This window comes from Pseudomonas sp. 43mfcvi1.1 (genome assembly GCF_900115935.1).
Lineage (GTDB): Bacteria > Pseudomonadota > Gammaproteobacteria > Pseudomonadales > Pseudomonadaceae > Aquipseudomonas > Aquipseudomonas bijieensis.
Genome location: NZ_UETT01000004.1, coordinates 74,428 through 93,500 on the forward strand (window position 1 = coordinate 74,428; position 19,073 = coordinate 93,500).

The 19,073-nt window shown below is 56.0% G+C and carries 18 protein-coding genes; 7 read left to right on the forward strand and 11 right to left on the reverse strand.

Features of this window, described 5'->3' with window-relative positions:
* Nucleotides 1–15 precede the first annotated feature (15 nt).
* The gene (locus tag DTP52_RS09070; protein ID WP_025569585.1) at nucleotides 16–807 is read left to right on the forward strand and encodes a response regulator transcription factor; all 792 of its coding nucleotides are present in this window, start codon (nucleotides 16–18) and stop codon (nucleotides 805–807) included.
* Between the two features lie 22 nt (nucleotides 808–829).
* Here the strand turns inward: DTP52_RS09070 and DTP52_RS09075 are convergent, their stop codons facing one another.
* The gene (locus DTP52_RS09075) at nucleotides 830–1,348 is read right to left on the reverse strand and encodes a hypothetical protein (RefSeq protein WP_109753038.1); all 519 of its coding nucleotides are present in this window, start codon (nucleotides 1,346–1,348) and stop codon (nucleotides 830–832) included.
* A 771-nt stretch (nucleotides 1,349–2,119) separates the two neighbouring features.
* Here DTP52_RS09075 and DTP52_RS09080 point away from each other — a divergent pair.
* The 5 genes from DTP52_RS09080 to DTP52_RS09100 all read left to right on the forward strand — a co-directional run bounded on the left by DTP52_RS09080 (nucleotide 2,120) and on the right by DTP52_RS09100 (nucleotide 7,249).
* On the forward strand, nucleotides 2,120–3,211 hold the full coding sequence (locus DTP52_RS09080) for a hypothetical protein (protein WP_109753039.1): 1,092 nt from the start codon (nucleotides 2,120–2,122) through the stop codon (nucleotides 3,209–3,211).
* A gap of 54 nt (nucleotides 3,212–3,265) precedes the next feature.
* Complete coding sequence (locus DTP52_RS09085; RefSeq protein WP_109753040.1) at nucleotides 3,266–4,549, forward strand: hypothetical protein; 1,284 nt, start codon at nucleotides 3,266–3,268, stop codon at nucleotides 4,547–4,549.
* A gap of 113 nt (nucleotides 4,550–4,662) precedes the next feature.
* Nucleotides 4,663–5,574, forward strand: a complete 912-nt coding sequence (locus DTP52_RS09090) for a hypothetical protein (protein WP_109753041.1) — start codon at nucleotides 4,663–4,665, stop codon at nucleotides 5,572–5,574.
* Between the two features lie 3 nt (nucleotides 5,575–5,577).
* Nucleotides 5,578–6,537: a hypothetical protein gene (locus DTP52_RS09095; RefSeq protein ID WP_109753042.1), complete on the forward strand. Its 960-nt coding sequence runs from the start codon at nucleotides 5,578–5,580 to the stop codon at nucleotides 6,535–6,537.
* Nucleotides 6,530–7,249 carry a sulfotransferase domain-containing protein gene (locus DTP52_RS09100; protein ID WP_109753043.1) on the forward strand — a complete coding sequence of 240 codons (720 nt, stop codon included), beginning with the start codon at nucleotides 6,530–6,532 and terminating at the stop codon, nucleotides 7,247–7,249. The genes DTP52_RS09095 and DTP52_RS09100 overlap by 8 nt, the downstream gene beginning before the upstream one ends.
* A gap of 60 nt (nucleotides 7,250–7,309) precedes the next feature.
* Here the strand turns inward: DTP52_RS09100 and metC are convergent, their stop codons facing one another.
* Genes metC through DTP52_RS09145 form a run of 9 tightly spaced genes read right to left on the reverse strand, consistent with a single transcriptional unit; the run spans nucleotide 7,310 to nucleotide 17,466 of the window.
* Entirely contained in the window at nucleotides 7,310–10,081 is a 2,772-nt protein-coding gene (metC, locus tag DTP52_RS09105) for a cystathionine beta-lyase (RefSeq protein ID WP_109753044.1), read from the reverse strand.
* Between the two features lie 45 nt (nucleotides 10,082–10,126).
* On the reverse strand, nucleotides 10,127–10,726 hold the full coding sequence (locus DTP52_RS09110; protein ID WP_025569695.1) for a cysteine dioxygenase: 600 nt from the start codon (nucleotides 10,724–10,726) through the stop codon (nucleotides 10,127–10,129).
* Nucleotides 10,727–10,756: 30 nt separating this feature from the next.
* Nucleotides 10,757–11,593 (reverse strand): amino acid ABC transporter ATP-binding protein, encoded by an 837-nt coding sequence (locus tag DTP52_RS09115; protein ID WP_109753045.1) that lies wholly within the window; start codon nucleotides 11,591–11,593, stop codon nucleotides 10,757–10,759.
* Nucleotides 11,580–12,368, reverse strand: coding sequence for an amino acid ABC transporter permease (locus DTP52_RS09120; RefSeq protein WP_109753046.1), 789 nt, complete (start codon nucleotides 12,366–12,368; stop codon nucleotides 11,580–11,582). Before DTP52_RS09120 ends, DTP52_RS09115 begins: the two co-directional genes overlap by 14 nt.
* Nucleotides 12,358–13,092 (reverse strand): amino acid ABC transporter permease, encoded by a 735-nt coding sequence (locus tag DTP52_RS09125; RefSeq protein WP_109753047.1) that lies wholly within the window; start codon nucleotides 13,090–13,092, stop codon nucleotides 12,358–12,360. Before DTP52_RS09125 ends, DTP52_RS09120 begins: the two co-directional genes overlap by 11 nt.
* Entirely contained in the window at nucleotides 13,089–14,300 is a 1,212-nt protein-coding gene (locus DTP52_RS09130; RefSeq protein ID WP_109753048.1) for an aminotransferase class I/II-fold pyridoxal phosphate-dependent enzyme, read from the reverse strand. The genes DTP52_RS09125 and DTP52_RS09130 overlap by 4 nt, the downstream gene beginning before the upstream one ends.
* Entirely contained in the window at nucleotides 14,297–15,721 is a 1,425-nt protein-coding gene (locus DTP52_RS09135) for an FAD-binding oxidoreductase (protein WP_109753049.1), read from the reverse strand. The genes DTP52_RS09130 and DTP52_RS09135 overlap by 4 nt, the downstream gene beginning before the upstream one ends.
* Nucleotides 15,718–16,569 (reverse strand): transporter substrate-binding domain-containing protein, encoded by an 852-nt coding sequence (locus DTP52_RS09140; RefSeq protein WP_109753050.1) that lies wholly within the window; start codon nucleotides 16,567–16,569, stop codon nucleotides 15,718–15,720. Before DTP52_RS09140 ends, DTP52_RS09135 begins: the two co-directional genes overlap by 4 nt.
* 54 nt (nucleotides 16,570–16,623) lie before the next feature.
* Entirely contained in the window at nucleotides 16,624–17,466 is an 843-nt protein-coding gene (locus DTP52_RS09145; RefSeq protein ID WP_109753051.1) for a transporter substrate-binding domain-containing protein, read from the reverse strand.
* Between the two features lie 242 nt (nucleotides 17,467–17,708).
* Here DTP52_RS09145 and DTP52_RS09150 point away from each other — a divergent pair, with 242 nt between their 5' ends.
* Entirely contained in the window at nucleotides 17,709–18,566 is an 858-nt protein-coding gene (locus DTP52_RS09150; protein WP_109753052.1) for a LysR substrate-binding domain-containing protein, read from the forward strand.
* Between the two features lie 23 nt (nucleotides 18,567–18,589).
* Here DTP52_RS09150 and DTP52_RS09155 read toward each other — a convergent pair whose 3' ends face one another.
* Nucleotides 18,590–19,033 carry an HIT family protein gene (locus DTP52_RS09155; protein ID WP_109753053.1) on the reverse strand — a complete coding sequence of 148 codons (444 nt, stop codon included), beginning with the start codon at nucleotides 19,031–19,033 and terminating at the stop codon, nucleotides 18,590–18,592.
* Nucleotides 19,034–19,073: the final 40 nt, after the last annotated feature.

Sequence of the window (19,073 nt, forward strand, 5' to 3'; positions counted from 1 at the left end):
CTAAAGGGGTAGAAAATGCCGTTTGACCTCCACAGCCTGGCTTGGCATCGATCGATTGGAAAGCTGATCATGCAACTGAACCGTCCGGAATTCTGGAGCTCGCTGGTCCGCACATTAAATGAATATGTCCAGATCGATAATTGGGTTGTATTGATTTTCAGTAGTCAACACGTGCAGGTCGTCAGTCTTCCCGAGGTAGCCGATGCGGAAGAGATTGATGCATTCACTCATCGCTATGTGAAAGGGCTTTATCTACTGGATCCATTTTATATAGCCAACCGAGAGAACCCACAGAGCGGCTTCTTTCATCTATTGGATATTGCACCGGAGTATTTTCTGGAGACCGAGTATTATCATCAGTATTTTGCACAATATATCTCCATGGATGAAGCACAGTACAATGTCCAGCTCGACCCCGATAGGACGTTATGCATTTCCATCGGCAGCAAAGCCCGCTTTAGCCAAGAACAAATAACCATGCTCGACATTATCAAGCCATGGGTGACTGCTTTGATGCATCAGCGCATGGGTTTTGAAATTGACGAAGAAAAAACTCTGACTGAACCGCCTCTGTGGCCGGAAACGGTCAACCAACTTGGCACACAAATAACAGCACGCGAAAGTGACGTACTCCGCTTATTACTCAGCGGCTTCTCCAATAAAGAAATAGCCGGAAAGCTCTCCCTCTCGGCGGAAACCATAAAAGTTCACCGCCGCAACATTTACGCAAAATTGAATATCAAGTCACAATCTGAGCTGTTTGCTCGATTTTTCATGCCAAAACAGAATATTCCCGCTACAAATTGAAAATCCGACCGAACTGAGAGGCTTACCTTTTCTCCACCAATCGCAGTGACTGTGAACCTTCCAGGGACAGGTGAATCACGGAAGCCTTGCTTGGGAAATTCGGCGCATCGTCGTCGGTATTCTCCATCACGGGAATGTCGATCAGGGTCTGCTCACCCGTCGGGTCGCTCACCAACTTGGCATCCAATTTGTCGATGGCACGCCAGCTGTCGCCACCGATGCGCATCACGTCCAACAGACTGTAATGCGGCACGCCTTCTTCGTTCTCTTCGGGCGTAAAGGCCGCCAGGTATTGGCTGTAGTTGTTGCCCATGCCGAAACCCTCGACGGTGAAGACCGCGAGAGTGACCTGGCTGTCCTCGCCGGTATCCAGCGTCTGCACCAGCGTCGCTTCAGGATAGCCGGTGGCATAGCTGTCCTTGATGAGTGCTACCAGGTGCCCGATCTGTTCTTCCAAGGCTTTCGGAACGGGTTTTGATTCAGCGGCGTGAGTCAGGGTACAGGTGAAGAACAAGACAGCGGTCAGCAGGCGCAATTTCATGAAAGTGAAATCCGAGGTGTCGGGAGGTCAGCGCGCAATGGTAGCGGTTGGAGCGGGATTTGGTAGCCACTTGTCGATAGATTTTGTGGGGAGGCGCACAACCTTGCTCGCCAAAGCGCTGGGGCCGTGTGCATTGAGGTTGGCATGTACCACCGAGCACCCTTGGCTATGAATTCGAAATCATTGATTTGTATCACGCATATCAATGTTTTCATTTGACAACCTTAAATACTTTATTGCAACAGTCATAATTCTTTAAAAATCAAGGCATATGAGGCACCAGGCATAACAATCAGCGGACCTGCAGATTACATATTTAATACAATTTACAAATGATGGCCACGTAACACTACCGGGACACATATCATAATTATCGCCCAGCGCGCCAGCACATATCCTTCAAAAAAAAAGTTTTAACTTTTTTATATTTCAATGTTTGACAAATGTTTTGTCCAAGACTAGGTTTTGGGCTCGAAGTAATTTGCTTCGAACAAAACCTTACTAGAAGGAATTAGGCTATGACGACGACAATTCGTGTACTCAGTGCACAAGAGCAGAAAGCCATCAGTGCATCTGCTGCCTTCACCAAAAGTGGCGGCGGTGGTGGCGGTGGCGGCGTGGCTTAATAAGCCACGGCGTAGTCACTAGTAAAGCAGGGATAGCCTATGCACATGGAAGTGCACGAACCTCACTAGAATCTACAGCCTTGCAAGCATTAAAAATCACCGATGGTTTCGGCTGATGGGACTGAGTAATACAGGGAGGTATGTCATGCAACAAACATCAGCAGACATTTCTATTGAAGAGCTTGACGCCTTAAAAAACTTAGTCAACGACTATTTCCACTCAACGGCGCAACCCATTTTCAGCTTTCTATCGGGTTCCATCCCGGAAGGAATCTCTACACCCAATTCCGATTACGACATCTATGCAGTATTTGATGACTGCACAGAGGAAGAAGTCTTGATTTCGGAACTCCAGCGTCCTGTAGAACTCACGAAAATTCCGCTCTCAAAAATACACAGAATAATGGACATCATTTCAAAAGGTGAAAACCTCGCGTCTGTTAGCGCTTATGAAATGCTAATTTGCCATAGAGTGTATTCCGGTATTGCCCTTAGTGGAGAACCCGCATTCGACAGTATAAAAAAAGAATTCGATGTCGTCACATTCAGGACCAGGCTCGCTGAATTAGCTTTGCTCAACGCTGAGCGTGAATTCAAGGTATCGCATGGCTTCAAGTTGGTTGATGACACGCGCTCAGCACTCTTCAGCGCGCATAAAGCACTCAGGCACAGTCTCAGTGTACTTCTGGCAATACACGGATCGACATCAGTCCTGGAAAAATGGCATGTACGCTACGCAGTTCGATACCTGGGAGAGAATCATCTTGGGTTCCGTCGTTTTCTTGAACTCGCCTCCTCCATTCCAATTTCATCGACAGTTGAAAGTAAAAAATACTTAAACTCTGTCAAGAAATTCCATCAAATGGTCACGGATTACAAAATCCTTGCCGATATCGTGCCGGAAGAAATTTTCTTTGTTGAATCCCGGCTGATCGACACTGACCAAGAAAATGATGAACCGTTGATTCTGAAAAATCCGGACGCTCGCGTCATGCTTCATATGTCAAGATGGTACCTCACGATCGAGTCTAAAGCGATATTAGAGCTCCCAAGCTCGGCCGCACTTTTTTGGGCATTAATAAACAACGCGCAATCAGTGAACGTTATTATTGACAGTGCCAGAGAGCACCTGAAAATACCTGACAACATTTGCCTTGAGTATTTAGATGCACTGGCCGCAGCCAAGGCCATCAGTTCGCGCTCATTTGAAATTCACAAAATCGATAGAGCGATATAATTACCAGCCTGCGGCTTATCGGTACAAGATCATTTGAAAATGGATTCGCGACAAATGAAAGCAGCTGCCACGGACCAAAGTTATGCAAACTTCTACTACTCCAGCATAATCAAGTTTTCTGCAAATCGTTTCTTCCCCTTTGTCAGCATGGCATTTGCCGGAATTTTAGTCGCAAACAAAAACTTCGATGAATTCGCCTTTTTCAGCTACATCACATCAGCATTTATATTTCCTGCGACTGTTGTCACTTTCATGTTCAGGGCGGTGGGAAATCTGTCACTGGAGGGAGGACGCACGCGTCAGAATATCTTCATGTCATCCTTTTTTTTGGTCGTTGCCTGTTCATTCCTGGTAGCAGCCGCTTGTTACCTGATCACAATCACATCCGATCGTGAAATAGACAGTTTGTCCAAAAACTATAAGGCGCTGACATTTTGCTATGTGTACCTTATTTATATCTCGATCTACATCCTTACAAGCTTCTTTAACGCCTATTTTGAAGCTCACGTAAAAGGCAACAGCAGCAGCATCGCCCGACTCATGAACTTCTGTCCTTTCATGTTTTTTTCAGGCGCGGCATTCGTACTGAGCGACAAAGAAAATTATTCGCTCACCATTGCATACCTCATGCTTGGCTGCGAATGTTTGGAACTGGCTTACTACCTCTATAAAAGCAGCACTCTCAAGCTTTGGCAACTCAGCTTCAATCATTCTGTACTTCGACACCTTTTTATAATTGGAGGCCCCAACGGGCTTGGTCTCGCGTCCCAACGACTCGCATTTTTCATGGCAAACAAAAAACTATTTTTAATTGACAAAGACTTAGTGTCTATTTTTTCAATTGCCGTGAGCATAACAACCTTATTAATAATCCCGGTTTCAGCCTTTACTCAGATTCACAGCATCTACGTATCCAGAAATGGCAAACCCGGTCTTTCGTCGATGGTTTTTCGCTACCTCGCTCTTAGCATGTTTATACCTATCGCCATCCTTGCAGTATGGGGCATTGAAATCGGTCAGCTTTTTGGCGTTACTGCTCACATGTATAAAGCAGACCCTTGGTTGAACCCCAGCCTGATTTTCATGTTTTGCTGCACAAGCCTGATGATGCTCGTATCAGCCCACATCCGAGCGCTAGGCAATACGATCATCACTCAAATAGTCATGAACGCCGTCGTTTACATAGGCTATGTGGGCTATATCTTTAGGTACGCTGACTCAAGCATGCCTGGATCCACCTTGTTAACCACTTACTCGCTCTGCTACCTGTTGAGCTTCTTGTTTTTAGGTGCCAACGTACACTATTTCCAAGCAAAACAACTACAGCCATCGCTGTAGACATTTTCTAACGGTACTTTTTATGAGTGCTCCGAACCGTGCACAACGTCATCAGCTTGGCATTTGTAAAGTTTGAAAATTCGAATCCCTACAGCCTGTGACAAAGGATAAACATGAAGTTACTCAGGGAAGGATACCCAGTCAAACAAGTTTGCATCATCGGCGGCACGGGCAAAGTAGGCCAAACACTGGTTTCTTTCCTGAAAACAGCCAATAAATTCTCGATCGCATTTTACGCTGAAAGCTACGAGCAAGAATGCAAGCTCCGCGCTAGTTTCCAGGACAATCTGGTCAGTTTTGAAATCTGTCGATCTCCACAAGCAATTCAGAAATCCGACACTGTTATTCTGATCGCAGGAAAACGAACCAGTCGAGGAAGCGGAAAAAGCGATCTGTACCAACTCAACAAGGAAGTCATTGACCCCTACTTGGATTTCTTGAATCATAAAAACGTAATTTTGGTCACCAACCCAACAACATTATTAGGCACCTATTTAGGGGAGAGGCTCGACTCCTTCATCGTAGGTGTTGGCGTTCAAAATGATTTCAATCGCCTGAAATTCCAGTGCCCCCATGTCGATTTTGTGATGGGTGCACACAACCTGAACGAGCAGTGTTATTTCAATACTCATCAGCAACTTCTGTTTGATGGATTCAAGTCTACAGATGTTTACTCTGAGGCTCGCAATCAGCAGGACGATTATGTGAGCAATGGCAATTTTGAGAAGTTACACTCCACATTCATGGAGAATGACATCCATAAATGGTGGAAAATCCAGAGATACCATACTGTCGTCAATAGCTCTTCCTACTCATGCGCATTGGCGATCATGCAAACCTTGTCTAATTTAAACGAAAGCACTTGCAAAGTGACTCACTCTGAGGTTTGCATTGTAACCCCGGGAGGCTCCAGCTACTTTATTGGCGTGCCACTGATGGGAAAAAATCTGCATTGCAGTGACAGCTGCCTCATGCAATTCATAGATATGCACCTCGATCAACTATCCAACTACAAGGTGGCGTAAATCATGTTATACCTAAACTATTATGATGAATTTATTTTTCTCGTAACCTTTGATTCTTCCACAGAAAAACAAGCCTTTCTAGAACTCTATAAAACGAACCTTTTCCCATTCCTGTCCATTAGCGAGGCTCCTCACGACGCCTTCGATTATAAAATAAACCTACGCCAAAACACCTCTGACTTTAAAGCCAATTTCTCTGACTGGTCAGAAATCATTTTTTTCAACCCCCTTACCGATAACGCCATAAGTGATTTTGGTACTGGTCTTATAAAGTACAGCTCCGATACCTCTCGTACAATCTACAACCCCATTTCCGGAACGTTATTTTCAATAGACAAAAACACCATTGAAGTCGTGTATCGCAACAACAGTTCATTCGCCAAGGATTTTCAGCGCTTGTTGAAACAGCTTATTGTTACTGAGATAGAGCGCCAGGGTGGAGCAATACTCCACGCCTCTGCTGTCTCCTTCGCAGATTACGGGTTCTGTTTCATCGGGGAAAAAGGCCAAGGCAAAACAACAAGTCTGCTCCAATCTCTCCAGATACCCGGCGTGGGCTACCTTACCAATGACAGATTACCTGTCATTCCAAACGGGGAAGGATTCAAGGTTCTAGGTTGGTTTGAAGAGATCCGCTTGGTCATCCCCGGCAGCACAAAAAAAGAAGTTGTACGTGTTACCGAACACGTAGATCCATCGCGCATACAAAAAAAACCGGTGTACCTAAAGAAAATAATTCTTCCGACCCGTATTCAAAGCGATTCATCACCGGCGGAAATCGTTGCGAGCCAGATGCTTTCTCCAATAGATCCCCAACGTCCCAAATGGCTAGGCTTTAGTGCCCCACAAGATTTCCCTCTGGCCTCGCTGCTTGAGAAGGTAAGCACTGTTTCTATCGACTGGAGTTATTCTGATCTAGAGGGCTTAACGCATCAGATTGAGAAGGAGATATTAAATGTATGATTGCGTGCTGATTCTTGGCCCCTGCAGAAGTGGCACCACATTTCTCTTTAACGCACTCGCATCCTCTCACTACATTGGAATCTTCCAACCGTTAAAACACATTTTAAGATGTGAACACATGAAAGTTGATCCAAAAATTTCACTTAGAGATTTTGTTGGCAAACGGCTGGTGCTAAAGGAGGCCTTTGGCCCATACCTTGCTTCGGAGGCAACCTATGATCCAGTAGAAATTTTGGCGAATAACCTCAGCCTAAAGAAAATTCTGCTGATCACTATTCTTCGCAACCCTGTCGACTGTTTGTCCTCATGGATTGCTTCTTTTAAAGTTACCCCGGATGAGGCAGCAATACGCCTCTCGCAAGCCTATGACAACACAGTGCGAATGCATACAAAATATCTTCAGGAAATGGATTCGGTTTCTTTAATCCTGGAAGATGAAGCAGACTGCCGTAATAAAATAAATTTAATCAGAAAGGCCATGGGCAGCGTGTCCCTCCCGGATCAGTACGACCAATACATAAAACCGAACGATCCACCTGGTTTTCAAGTATCCGGACTGCTCAAAAAAGCGCTTAGTAGCCAGGAATACAAGGCTGAACACATAGAAAAGAGAACATTTTCTTTCGACAAAAAAAAACTGAAGGTTGCCGTGTCGCATTATGAAAACCTACATAACCTGAAGCCCAGGTTATCTGGCAATGCTTGCGTTTAGCAGGTTCAAACAAGTGGAGCGCACAACCTGGGTGTGGTTGTGCCCCCAGTGCTTCCAGGCTCAACGGTCGGGTGTGAGCGGCTCGAAAGCGGCCTGTGCGAACCCCCGCCGCAAGTCCTCGACCAACACCTCGACATCCTCCAACCCAACATGCAAGCGCACCACCGGATTCAACGCCCGATCCTCGGCACGTTGCCGGTCCTTGGTATCAGCGACAGTCACCAAACTCTCAAACCCGCCCCAGGATGCACCCAACCCAAACACCTGCAAGGCGTCGATGAATCGCTCCAGGTAAGTGTCGTCATTTTCGCGAAGCTCAAAGGACAGCAAGCCGTTGCTGCCCTTGAAATCCCGCTGCCAAAGGGCGTGACCAGGATGGTCGGGCAAGGCTGGATGAAAGACGCGCTTCACCTGCGGTTGTGCCTGCAACCAATGGGCGACTTCCAGCGCCTGTCGTTCGTGCATGTCCAGACGTGGCGCCAGGGTGCGAGCGCCGCGCAGGACAAGATAGGCGTCGTCCGGGCTGACGGTATTGCCAAAGGTGTCGCTCATGGCCGCCAGTGCCGGCCAAGCCTCCTGCCGAGTGCAAACGCTGCCCATGACCACGTCGCTGTGGCCGCTCAAGTATTTGGTCAGGGCCATGATCGAGATGTCGGCGCCCAATGTCAGTGGCCGGTACAGCACGCCCGAACCCCAGGTATTGTCCACTGCCAGCAGGATGCCCCGCGGCTTGCAGAGTGCGGCAATGGCCGGCAAGTCGCAGAGTTCGTACAGCAATGAACCGGGCACTTCGGTGTAGACCATTTTGGTGTTGGCTTGCAGTCGTCCGGGCAGGTCGCTGCCGTCGGGGGCGAAGTAATCGACTTCTATGCCGAAGGTTTCGAGAAAGTCCCGGGCCACGCGCCGTACCGGGGCATACACCGCATCGGTGATCAGTACATGATCGCCAGGCCGCAGGTAGGCCAGGAAGGTTTGCGCCACGGCAGCCAGGCCAGTGCCAAACAAACGAGTACGATAACCACCTTCCAATTCAGTGACGAGGTCTTCCAGGGCGAAGGCCGTCGGATTGCCCCGGGCGCCATAACTCAGGACTCGCTCGCTGTCGCGCCGGGAACGAGCGTCACGCATCTGTGCCAGGTTGTCGAACAGCACCGTGCTCAGGCGGCTGACCGGTACGTTGACCGAGCGGGCACCGCTGCCTTTTTCCGGGCGCGCGCCCTGGACCAGGCGGGTGCGATCCAGCCCACCGACAACGCTTTGCGACCCTGGTTGCAGCGGCTTCAGGCTGGCGACTTCGTCTGCGCTCATCTGTGCCAGCAGGCCGATTTCCCAGGCCAGGTATTGGCGCGCCGCGTCCTTGTTTCCAGCGTGGCGGTCGTGGGTGAAGAAGAGGAAATCAATACACTGTTCATCTGCCAGCGTCTGGGCACCCTCTTGCAATGCAAGGCCTGCCGAACGCCAGGTATCCACGCCGTCGGCCAACCAGCGCACTGCCGTGTGCGGCAGCTCCAGCGCCGCCAGGGCGGCAAGCCGGGAATCATCGGCCACCAGCACCACTGGCCGTCGTTCATCTGCCAGCGCGGCGGCCAGCAAGGGCCGGATCGACCAACGCGCGCCGGCGATATGCGCTTTGCGATAGGCGCTGCTCGAGCGCAGGTCGATCAATGCCACCGCGTCATCCTTCAGGGCATCGGCCAAGGCCCGCACGCTGATCAGCGGCAGTTTTTCAGGCGCGACGACTGCTGGAACCGGTAATGCCAAGCCACTGCTCAGCCCACCCGACAATACAAAAGCCTCATGCCCCAACTGCCGCAACCAACTGGCGATGATCGGTGCGCGCACGCCGTCGTCATCGAACAGCACAACCCGCGCTTGGCGTACGCCAACATACAGGTCGGTGGATTGAATCAACTGCCCTCCCGGCGTGTGTTGTGCTCCCGGCAGCGTGCCGGTGGCAAACTCTTCAGCGGTGCGCACGTCGCAGAGAAAAAGACTGCGCTCAGCGTCCGCAGCCCACTGCTCGACCTGAGTAGCCTCGACGGTAGGCACGCCGGCCCGTTCGGCCAGTCGTGCCGCCGCCAAGCGCTGCGCCGGCAATGTAGCGGCCGATACCTGGTCGGCATAACGGCGCTCGCTACCATGCTCCAGTTGCAGGTCTTCCAGGTACCAGCCTTGCGTACCGTTCTCCAGGGCATAGATCGGGTTCTTGAGCCCCAGGTCGATCAGCGTCTGGGCGCCGATGATGCTGCGGGTTCGACCCGCGCAATTGACCACGATGGGGGTCTGCTCGTCCGGTACCAGGTCGTGCACGCGGTAGCCCAGTTCGCCATTCGGGCAACAGATCGAACCGGGGATGGTCATCTTGCGATACTCCTCCAACGGTCGGCCGTCGAGTACCACCAAGGGTTCACCCCGGGCCTGCCATTGCGCCAGTTGACGGGCGCTGACGTGAGGCGTATGCCGGACGGCCTCCACCTGTTCGCCAAAGGCCTTGGACGGTACGTGCACACCGGCAAACAGCTGATAGCCGGCTGCCTGCCAACCGTCGGCGCCGCCCTCCAGGCTATACACATTGATGTAGCCCAGCGCTTGCAGGCGTTGTGCCGCTCGCACCGCCAGGTCCGCGCCATCCTGGTCATAGATCACCAACCGCACCCGAGGGTTGGGCGCCAGCCGCCGCGCCTCCAACTCCAATCGGCTATAGGGCAGGTTCACCCCGAAAAACAGATGGGCTTCGCCGTACTGGCCGTGCTCGCGCACATCAAACAGGGCGATTTCCTGCCCATCGAACAACCACTGCTGCAGTTGTCCGGGAGTTATGGTCTGGCTCATGGGAGTCCCGCTGGAAAAATGGAGTGACTGGAGCACGAGGTGGCGTCAGTGGGCGTAGGCCTTGATCGACGGGGCCATTTGCGAGGCGTTGTAATTGAGAATCCGCCCATCGGCCTCGACTCCATAACGGCCATTGAGCGACTCCAGCGGCAAGCCATACAGGTGGAAATGCAGGGTCGGCTGCTCTCCGGCGACCCGAATGCCATGCAGATCTTCCCCAAGGAACGAAATCGAGGTGCCGGGCTGCACGATCACTTCTTTTTCCAGGTGCAGGGTGGTGTAACCCGGTTCACGCCCCTCGTCGTCGCGCTGGTAGACGTAGTTGATTTCCTGGCCCTCGATAGCACTGATAATCGCCCAGGTTTCGTGGTTGTGAGGGATCGTGCTTTTGCCCGGCAGCAGCGAGTTCAGGTACAACGTCGGAGTGTCGCCATCGTCATTGAGGCGGTAGCGGAACGCGGTGCTGCCCTGCCCCGGCACCGGCGCCGGAAAGGTTTCGAAGTTGAACAGGTCGCGGCGCTCGGCCAGACCTTCCAACAGACCAACGATTTCAGTCAGCGCGGCACGATCGACCCCGCGCTGATGGATGACGCGTACTTTCTGCAGGAAGGCTTCGATGACATCGGGACGGCTAAACACGCTCATGGGGCAGGCTCCATTGTTCAGAACAGACAATTAAACGGACAGGCTGTAGCGACTCAGGTTGGTCAACAGGTACGGATCATCGGCGTTGGGCAGACGCCGCCCTGGGTCACCCAAGGCATGGCGCAGAAACTCCCGGGTGCGCTCGCTGGTGGGGTGCTGGAAAATCCGCGCGGCGCTACCGTGCTCGACGATCACACCGTTCTCGGTGAAATAGACGACATCGCTGATCTCCTCGGCGAAGCGCATTTCGTGGGTCACCAGCACACAGGTCATGCCCTCTTCGGTCAGCTCGCGAATCACCGTCAACACCTCGCCGACGGTTTCCGGGTCCAGGGCCGAGGTCACTTCATCGAACAGAATCAGCTCCGGACGCATCGCCAGGGCGCGGGCAATCGCCACCCGTTGTTGCTGGCCGCCCGAGAGCTGCCCCGGGTAGGCATCGGCCTTGTGCTCCATGCGCACCTTGGCGAGCAAGGCGCGGGCGTCTTTCTCGGCGTCGGCCCGATTGCGACCCAGGACCTTGCGCGGCGCGATCACCAGGTTCTCCAGCACCGACAGATGCGGGAACAAGTTGTACTGCTGGAACACAAACCCCACGCGCTTGCGCAACTCGATGCGCTGGGCTTCCTGGGCCAGGGTGTGGACTTCGGTGGCACCGACGCGAATGCTGCCGCGCTGGGGCTGTAACAGGCCGGTAATGCAACGCAGGATCGTCGACTTGCCCGAGCCGGACGGACCGATGATCGACACGGCCTCGCCACGGCGCACATCCAGGTCAATGCCCTTGAGCACCGGGTTGCTGCCGAACGACAGGTGCAGGTCGCGCAGGCTGACCAGGGGTTCGGCGACGGTTTCAGTAGAAGGCATAACGTCGCTCCAGGTATTGGGTGAGGCGGGAAATCGGGTAGCAATAGGCGAAGAACAGCACCAGCAGGCTCAGGTAGATCACCACGGTGAAGCCGGTCAGGTTCACGGTATTGCTGGCGATCTGCGCGGTGTCGATCACGTCATGCACGCCCACCAGGGAGGCCAGCGCGGTGCCCATGGTGATCACCGCGTAGAGGTTCATCCACGGCGGCAACATGCGCTTGAAGCACTGCGGCAGGATGATCGAGCGGAAAATCTGCCCACGGGTGAACGCCAGGGAGCGCGCGGCCTCCCATTGAGTACTGGGGATCGAGGCAATCGCGCCCCGGAAGATTTCCGCGACGTTGGCACTGGCCGGCAACGCCAGGCCGAGGGTGACCTTGATCCAGTCGGGAAACGAGACATAGCCGTGGCCGATACGAATCTCGAACGGGAACACATAGGTGGTGAAATAGATCAGCACCAGCCACGGCGCGTTGCGCAAGACCTGCACCCAGATCCGTGCCGGCCAGCGCAGCAAGCGCAGGGGCGACAGGACCATGGCGCCGACCACCAACCCCGCGGCAGAACCCAGCCCAATGGCCAGCAGACTGATGAGAATATTCTGGCCGAAGCCTGCGGCCAGGGCCGGTGACCATTGCAGCAAGGCCTTGAACACCGGGCTGTGCGGGGCGAAATACACCAGCCAGGACAGCGCTCCGATCCCCAGCAGCACCTTGCCGAAATGTCGACGCGGCCAAGTCAGCGGCACGATGACGGACGAATCAATGGCCATAGCCGGGCATCCTCAGGCGCGCTTCAAGGTAGCGCCCCACGCAATTGACGGTGAAACTCAGCAAGCCGAAAAACCCCAGGATCAGAATCATAAGCTCCAGCACGTTATCGCTCTGGGTCCAGATCATGATGGCCGCGTAGGTGATGTCGCCCACGGCAATGGCCGAGGCCACGGCGGTCATTTTCACCAGGTCGATCAGGTTATTGATCAGCGACGGCAAGGCAAAACGCAGGGCCAGGGGCAGTTGCACGTTCCATAACAATTGGCGGTGATCGAAGGCCAGCGAACTGGCGGCCTCCAGGGTCACCGCAGGCACCGCCTCGATGCCGGCCCGCAGCGCTTCGGCATGGAACGCACCCTTGTGCAGCGAGATCACGATCACCACCCAGGCGAAGGGTGTCAGCGGGTTGGCCGCACCGACGGCCTCGGTCAGCAGCATGTTCAGCACCAGGAAGGCGCAATACAGCTGGACCAGGGTCGGCGTATTGCGGGTGACTTCGATGAACACCCGCGCCGGCCTGGCGAGCCAGGGCTTGCCCGAGGTCAACAGTGCCGCCAGGCCGACGCCCGCCAGCAGGCTGCCGACGATGGTCAACAGGCACAACAACACCGTGGTCAACGCGCCCTGCTCCAGCGTGCCGCGCTGATAGGCATCGAGCAAAAAGTTGTAGTTGAGGCCGAGCCCGGCGCTCCAATGGACGAACTGCTCCAGCCAATGGCTCATCGCTCGCCCCTCAATCGGCCGCAAGCATGGGCAATTCGGCGGCCCGCTTCGGCAACGGTTGCGGTCGCCGTGGCGATGGACAGGCGAAACCACGGCGACAAGCCATAAGCACCGCCCGCGACGCCAGCGACGCCCTCGTCCAGCAGGTACTCGACAACGTCGGTATCGTGCTCCAGACGCTGGCCGTCCGGGCGGTAGCGCCCCAACAACCCGGCGCAGCGCACAAATACGAAAAAACCACCTTGAGGCTCGAGGACTTCAAGGCCTTCGACACTGCGCAAGCTACTCACCAGCACGTCACGGCGTTGACGATAAGCCGCAACCTGTTCCGCGAGGAAATCCAGCCCACCCTCGAACGCTGCCAACGCCGCCGCCTGGCCGACCGAGGAAGCCCCGGAAGTGGATTGCGATTGCACCACCGTCATGGCATCGGTCAACGCTTGCGGCCCGGCACCGAAACCGATGCGCCAGCCGGTCATGGCATAGGTTTTCGATACCCCGCCCACCAGCAGGCAGCGCGCTTGCAGATCGGGCGCGACGTTGAGCAAGCCCTGGACCGGACGGCCGTCGAAACGAATGTGCTCGTAGAGCTCATCCAGCAGAATCAGCACGTGGGCATGACGCCGAAGTACCTGGGCCAGGCCTTGCAGTTCGGCCTCGCTGTACACCGCGCCACTGGGGTTGCCAGGGCTGTTGAGGATCAGCCAGCGCGTACGCTCGCCGATGTGTTGCTCCAGTTGTTGCGGCGTGAGCTTGCAGCCCTGGTCCAGCCCGCATTCGATGAACACCGGTTCACCACCATTGAAACGCACACTGTCCGGGAAGGACGGCCAGTACGGCGTCGGTACCAGCACTTCGTCGCCGTCATCGAGCGTCGCTGCGAAGGCGTTGAAGATGATCTGTTTCGCACCGTTGGCAATCACGATGGATGCCAGCGGATAGTCCAGCTGGTTTTCCGTGCGCAGCTTGTGTTGCACGGCCTCACGCAAGGCCCTTACGCCCGGCGTCGGCGTGTACTTGGTGGCGCCGGCCGCAATGGCGGCGTAGGCGGCCTGCTTGACGTGCACCGGCGTATCGAAATCCGGCTCGCCGGTGGTCAGGTCGAGGATGTCGCGACCGGCCTCACGCAGGGCCGTGGCCCGGGACTTGGCGGCGGCATTGGCTGACAGCGAGACCCGCTGCACGCGTTTGGACAGGTAAAGCGTCATGGCCGCGTGTCCTCCAGCACCTTACCGGGATTGAGCAGATTGCGCGGATCCAGCGCCTGCTTGATCCGACGCATCAGGTCCAGTTCCACCGCACTTTTGTAGCGCCCCAGCACGTTCACCTTGCGCTGGCCGATACCGTGTTCGGCGCTGATCGAGCCACCGTGGGCATGGGCGCTGTCGTGGACCAGTTGGCTGAGCGCAGTGTAATGGGCCATGTGCGCGTCAACCGTGGAGCCCAGCGGATGGGCAACGTTGTAATGCAGGTTGCCGTCGCCCAGATGACCGAAGGTGTAGTGCCGCACGCCGGGAAAATGCTGTTGCAGCAGCGCATCGGTATGGGCAACGAACGCCGCGACCTGGGAAATCGGCACCGAGATGTCATGCTTGATGTTGCGCCCGGCGCGCTTTTGCGCATCGCTCATGTTTTCCCGCAGTCGCCAGAACGCCTGGCTCTGGACGAGGTTTTCAGCGATCAGCGCATCGGCCAGCAGGTGTTGCTCGAAGGCCTCGCCCAGCACCTGTTCGAAGACTTCCCGTGCATGACTTTCACTGTGGTTATCGGACAGTTCCAACAGTGCGAACCAAGGCTGGTGAGCATTGGAGAATGGCCGCGGACCGTCGGGAAACTGCTCGCGCAACAATGCAAGGCACCCGGCGCTGAGCAACTCGAAGGCCGTCAGGCTGGCCCCAAAACCGGCGCGGGCGTGAGACAGCAAGGCCACTGCCTGCTCCAACGAGTCGAACGCCAGTAGCGCGGTGGCCTGGGCTTTGGGCAGTGGAAATAGCTTCAGGGTCGCGGCGGTGATAATGCCCAGCGTGCCTTCGCTGCCGATAAACAGGTCCCGCAGATCGTAGCCGGTATTGTCCTTGCGCAAGCCGCGCAGGCCGTTCCAGATCTCACCCTGGGCGGTCACGACTTCCAGGCCCAGGGTCAGTTCGCGGGTATTGCCATAGCGCAGCACTGCGGTGCCGCCGGCATTGGTCCCCAGGTTGCCGCCGAGGGTGCAACTGCCTTCGGCGCCGAGGCTCAGAGGGAACAAGCGACCGGCCGCACGCGCAACCTCCTGGACAGTTTGCAGGATGCAGCCCGCCTCGACAGTCAGGGTGTCGTTGTCGGTGTCCACCGCACGTACCCGATTCATTCGGTCGAGCAATAGCAACACGGCGCGACCGCTGGCGTCCGGGGTGGCACCGCCCATCAGTCCGGTGTTGCCGCCCTGCACCACCACGGGCGTATCGGTCGCGACGCAAGCCCGGACCACCGCCGCCACCTCTTCGGTGCTGGCCGGGTGTACCGCGGCAATCACTTGGCCGACGTAACGGCCCTGCTTGTCGGTCAGGTACGGCGCGGCTTCTTCACTGCTCTGCACATGCCTGGCACCCACCAATGCCTGCAACGCCGCAAACAACGACTGGCTCATGGTTGCGCGGCCAGGGGGGCGGCATTGCTGTACTTGGCATGCAGATCACGCAGGGCCTGGGACGGCGCCATGCCGGTACGCTCGCCCAACTCGATCAGCCAGCCGCTGCGGTGCCAGTCGCGCACGATGGCATCGAGTTTCGCCTGGGTATCGTGCTCGCCCTTGCGCAGCCAGATCACCGAATTCGACGGAATCAGATCCCCCGGCAGCGGAATTTCATAGCCGGCCCATTCGTCTTCACTCAGCAGCGCATGCAGGGTCGGACTCACATGGACCGCGGCCACGCAGCCATTGCCGCGCAACGACAACAGCGACTCGGACTGGCTGCGAAAAGCCTTGATCTGTGCGCCATAGGTTTCCTGCAGGGGCTTGATGAAATTGCTGCCCTGGGACACGCACACTGGCTTGCCTTTGAGGTCGGCCCACTGGCTGATGCCGGAACCCTTGCGAATCAACGCCGCGCCACCAACCTCCTCATAAGGCGTGGGCACATAGTCGAGAATCTCGCCGCGCTCTTCGGTGAACTGCATGTTGGCGATCAGGATGTCGACTTTGCCCTGTTGCAGGAATTGCACGCGGTTTGGCGCCAGGACCGATACGGTCTGGGTTTCCACGCCCAGCGCCTTGCCGATGCCCTGGGCCAATTCGACGTTGTAGCCCAGGTGTTCGCCAGTCTTGGGGTCGATCGTGCCGAAGGGCGCGCCACTGAGCATCACCCCGACGCTGATCGCGTGACGTTGCTCGATCCGGTCCAGCGTGGCATCGGCCTGGGCCAGGCTGGCAGCGGATCCGATGGACCATGCCAGGCACAGGCTGACCAGGGTTCGAGGGGTGAAAAATGAAGTCATGGGTGATTACCTTGAGCGTCGGTCGTTGGGAGAGAAAAGCAGGCGCGACGGTCCTCAGGCACCGTTGGCCTGGAACTGTTTCTGCAACTCCACCAAGGCCGGTGACGCCGGCGTGATGCGGTTACGGGTCTGGGCCTCGATCAGCCAGCCGCTGCGGTGCAATTGCTTGATGATCGGATCGAGCCTGGCCTGGGTATCGCTTTCGCCCTTGCGCGTCCAGATCACCGAGGGTGCCGGGTTCAACTCCGGGCTCAGGGCGCGGTAGCCCTGCCATTCGGCATTGTCGGCAATCAGCGGATTGATCAGCGTGGCGTCGTGCACCGCGGCAACGCAGTTGTTGCCCCGCAGCGCCAGGAGTGATTCCGAGGAGCTCTTGAAGGCCTTGATCTCGACGCCCAACTCGGTGAGCGGCTTGATATAGCTGCTGCCCTGGGAGGTACACACCGGTTGATTCTTCAGGTCTTCCCAGCGGCTGATCGCACTGTCCTTGAGTACCGCCGCGGTGCCACCGACGCGGTAGAACGGCGTGGGCACGAACCCGAGGATTTCACCGCGCTCGGCGGTCCATTCCATATTGGCGATCAGCACATCGACTTTACCCTGCTGCAGGAACTGCACGCGGTTGGCAGGCAATACCGGCACCAATTGCACCTCGGCGCCCAGTTGCCGACCCAATTCCTGGGCCAGGTCGACGTTCAAGCCACGCGGTTTCTGGGTGGCGGGGTCGATGCCACCGAACGGACCACCGGACAGCAGCACGCCGACCACCAGTTCGTGGCGTTGCTCGATCTTGTCCAGGGTGGCATCGGCCCGGACGCTGTCGACGGCCGACAATGAGATCAAGGCGCCCAGCATGACAGGCAGCAATCGTTTTACGGGTGAGCGCTCGAGCAACATGGATTTCCCCTCATGAATGGCCGGCGTCCCCCGGCCTGATGAGTGGGCATCCTAGGTATCCCCCGAAGGCAAAGGAAATTCAAATATCTAATATCGTTATAACTTCAAAGGTTTGGCTTTCAGGCAAAAAACGCATAACCGCTATTTTATTGGCCCACAGAAAGCCACGAGCCACATTCTTCCCATCAATTCATAAAATTCTGTAATGTTTAGGTTTGCACCCTTGATATGAAGCAATCACCATGTCGACCCTCGATCTCGAATTACTGCGCACCTTCATCGCTGTGGTCGACCACCACAGCTTCGCCGAAGCGGGCGCCCAACTGTCCCGCACGCAATCGTCGGTGACCCAGCACATGCAACGCCTGGAACAACAGGTCGGGGTGAGCCTGTTCGAAAAGCGCGGGCGGCAAAAACAGCTGACGGAAGCGGGCCAGCAATTGCTGAGGCATGCGCGGCAGATGCTATCGCTCAACGATGACGTCCTCAGTTCCCTGCGAGAGAGCAGCCTCAGTGGTGTACTGCGCATCGGTTCGCCCCACGACATCGCCGACACCATCCTGCCACCGATCCTCAGCCACATCGCCCGCTCGGCCCCGCGCCTGCGCCTGGAGATCGATGTCGGGCGCAGCCCGTTCCTGATGGACGACCTGCGTCGCGGCAAGGTCGACATGATCATTTCCACCCGCCAGGATCCCAGCCTCGAAGGATTCGCCTTGCGCACCTCGCCGGTGTGGTGGATCTGCTCGGCCCAGTACCTTCACAATCCCGGCGAGCCGTTGCCGCTGATCCTGGTGGACGAACCCAGCATCTATCGCCGCTATGCCCTCGAGGCGCTCGAACGCGCCAATATCCCCTGGCGCCAGGCCTACCTGGCCTCGAACCTGATCGGCATCAAGGCCGCGACCCGCGCTGGGTTGGGCGTCACGCCCCGCAGCATGGAAATGCTCGGGCCGGATATGCGGGTATTGGGAGAAAACGATGGTTTACCGCGGCTACCGGACGTGACCTATCACCTGTGGATTCGACCGAATACTGTCAATCCATTGGTACGCCGGGCTTATGAGTTGGTCCGCAACAGCCAGGGGCACGGCAACTGATGCGACCCGTGCCCCGTGCGCTATCACGCCTCTGAGCGAATGCGCTCGACCAGACGAGCCTGGAGTGCTTCCAGCTCTGCGGGATCAGCCTTGCCCCTGCCATGCACACCGGGCGCCTCACCTTCCCAGCGTGGAATGATGTGCATGTGAATGTGATAGACCGTTTGCCCGGCCACGGCTCCATTGAACTGCGCGACCTGAACCCCGTCCGGCTGCAATTCGTCCACGATGATCCGTGTCAGGTGCTGCACGGCAGATATCATCGCGCCCAGGACAGCGGGCTCGACCTCAAGGATATTGCGTGCCTGGGAGCCTTTGGGGATGACCAGGACATGGCCGCGCGATTGAGGAAAAATATCCAGGAAGGCCATCACATCGGCGTCTTCGTAAATCTTGTAGCACGGCGCATCGCCGCGAAGGATCAGCGCAAAGATGTTCTGCGGATCGTAATGACCGTGGAGACTCATGATCACTCCTTCAATGGGTAAGAGCGGTTGGTGGGCTGCC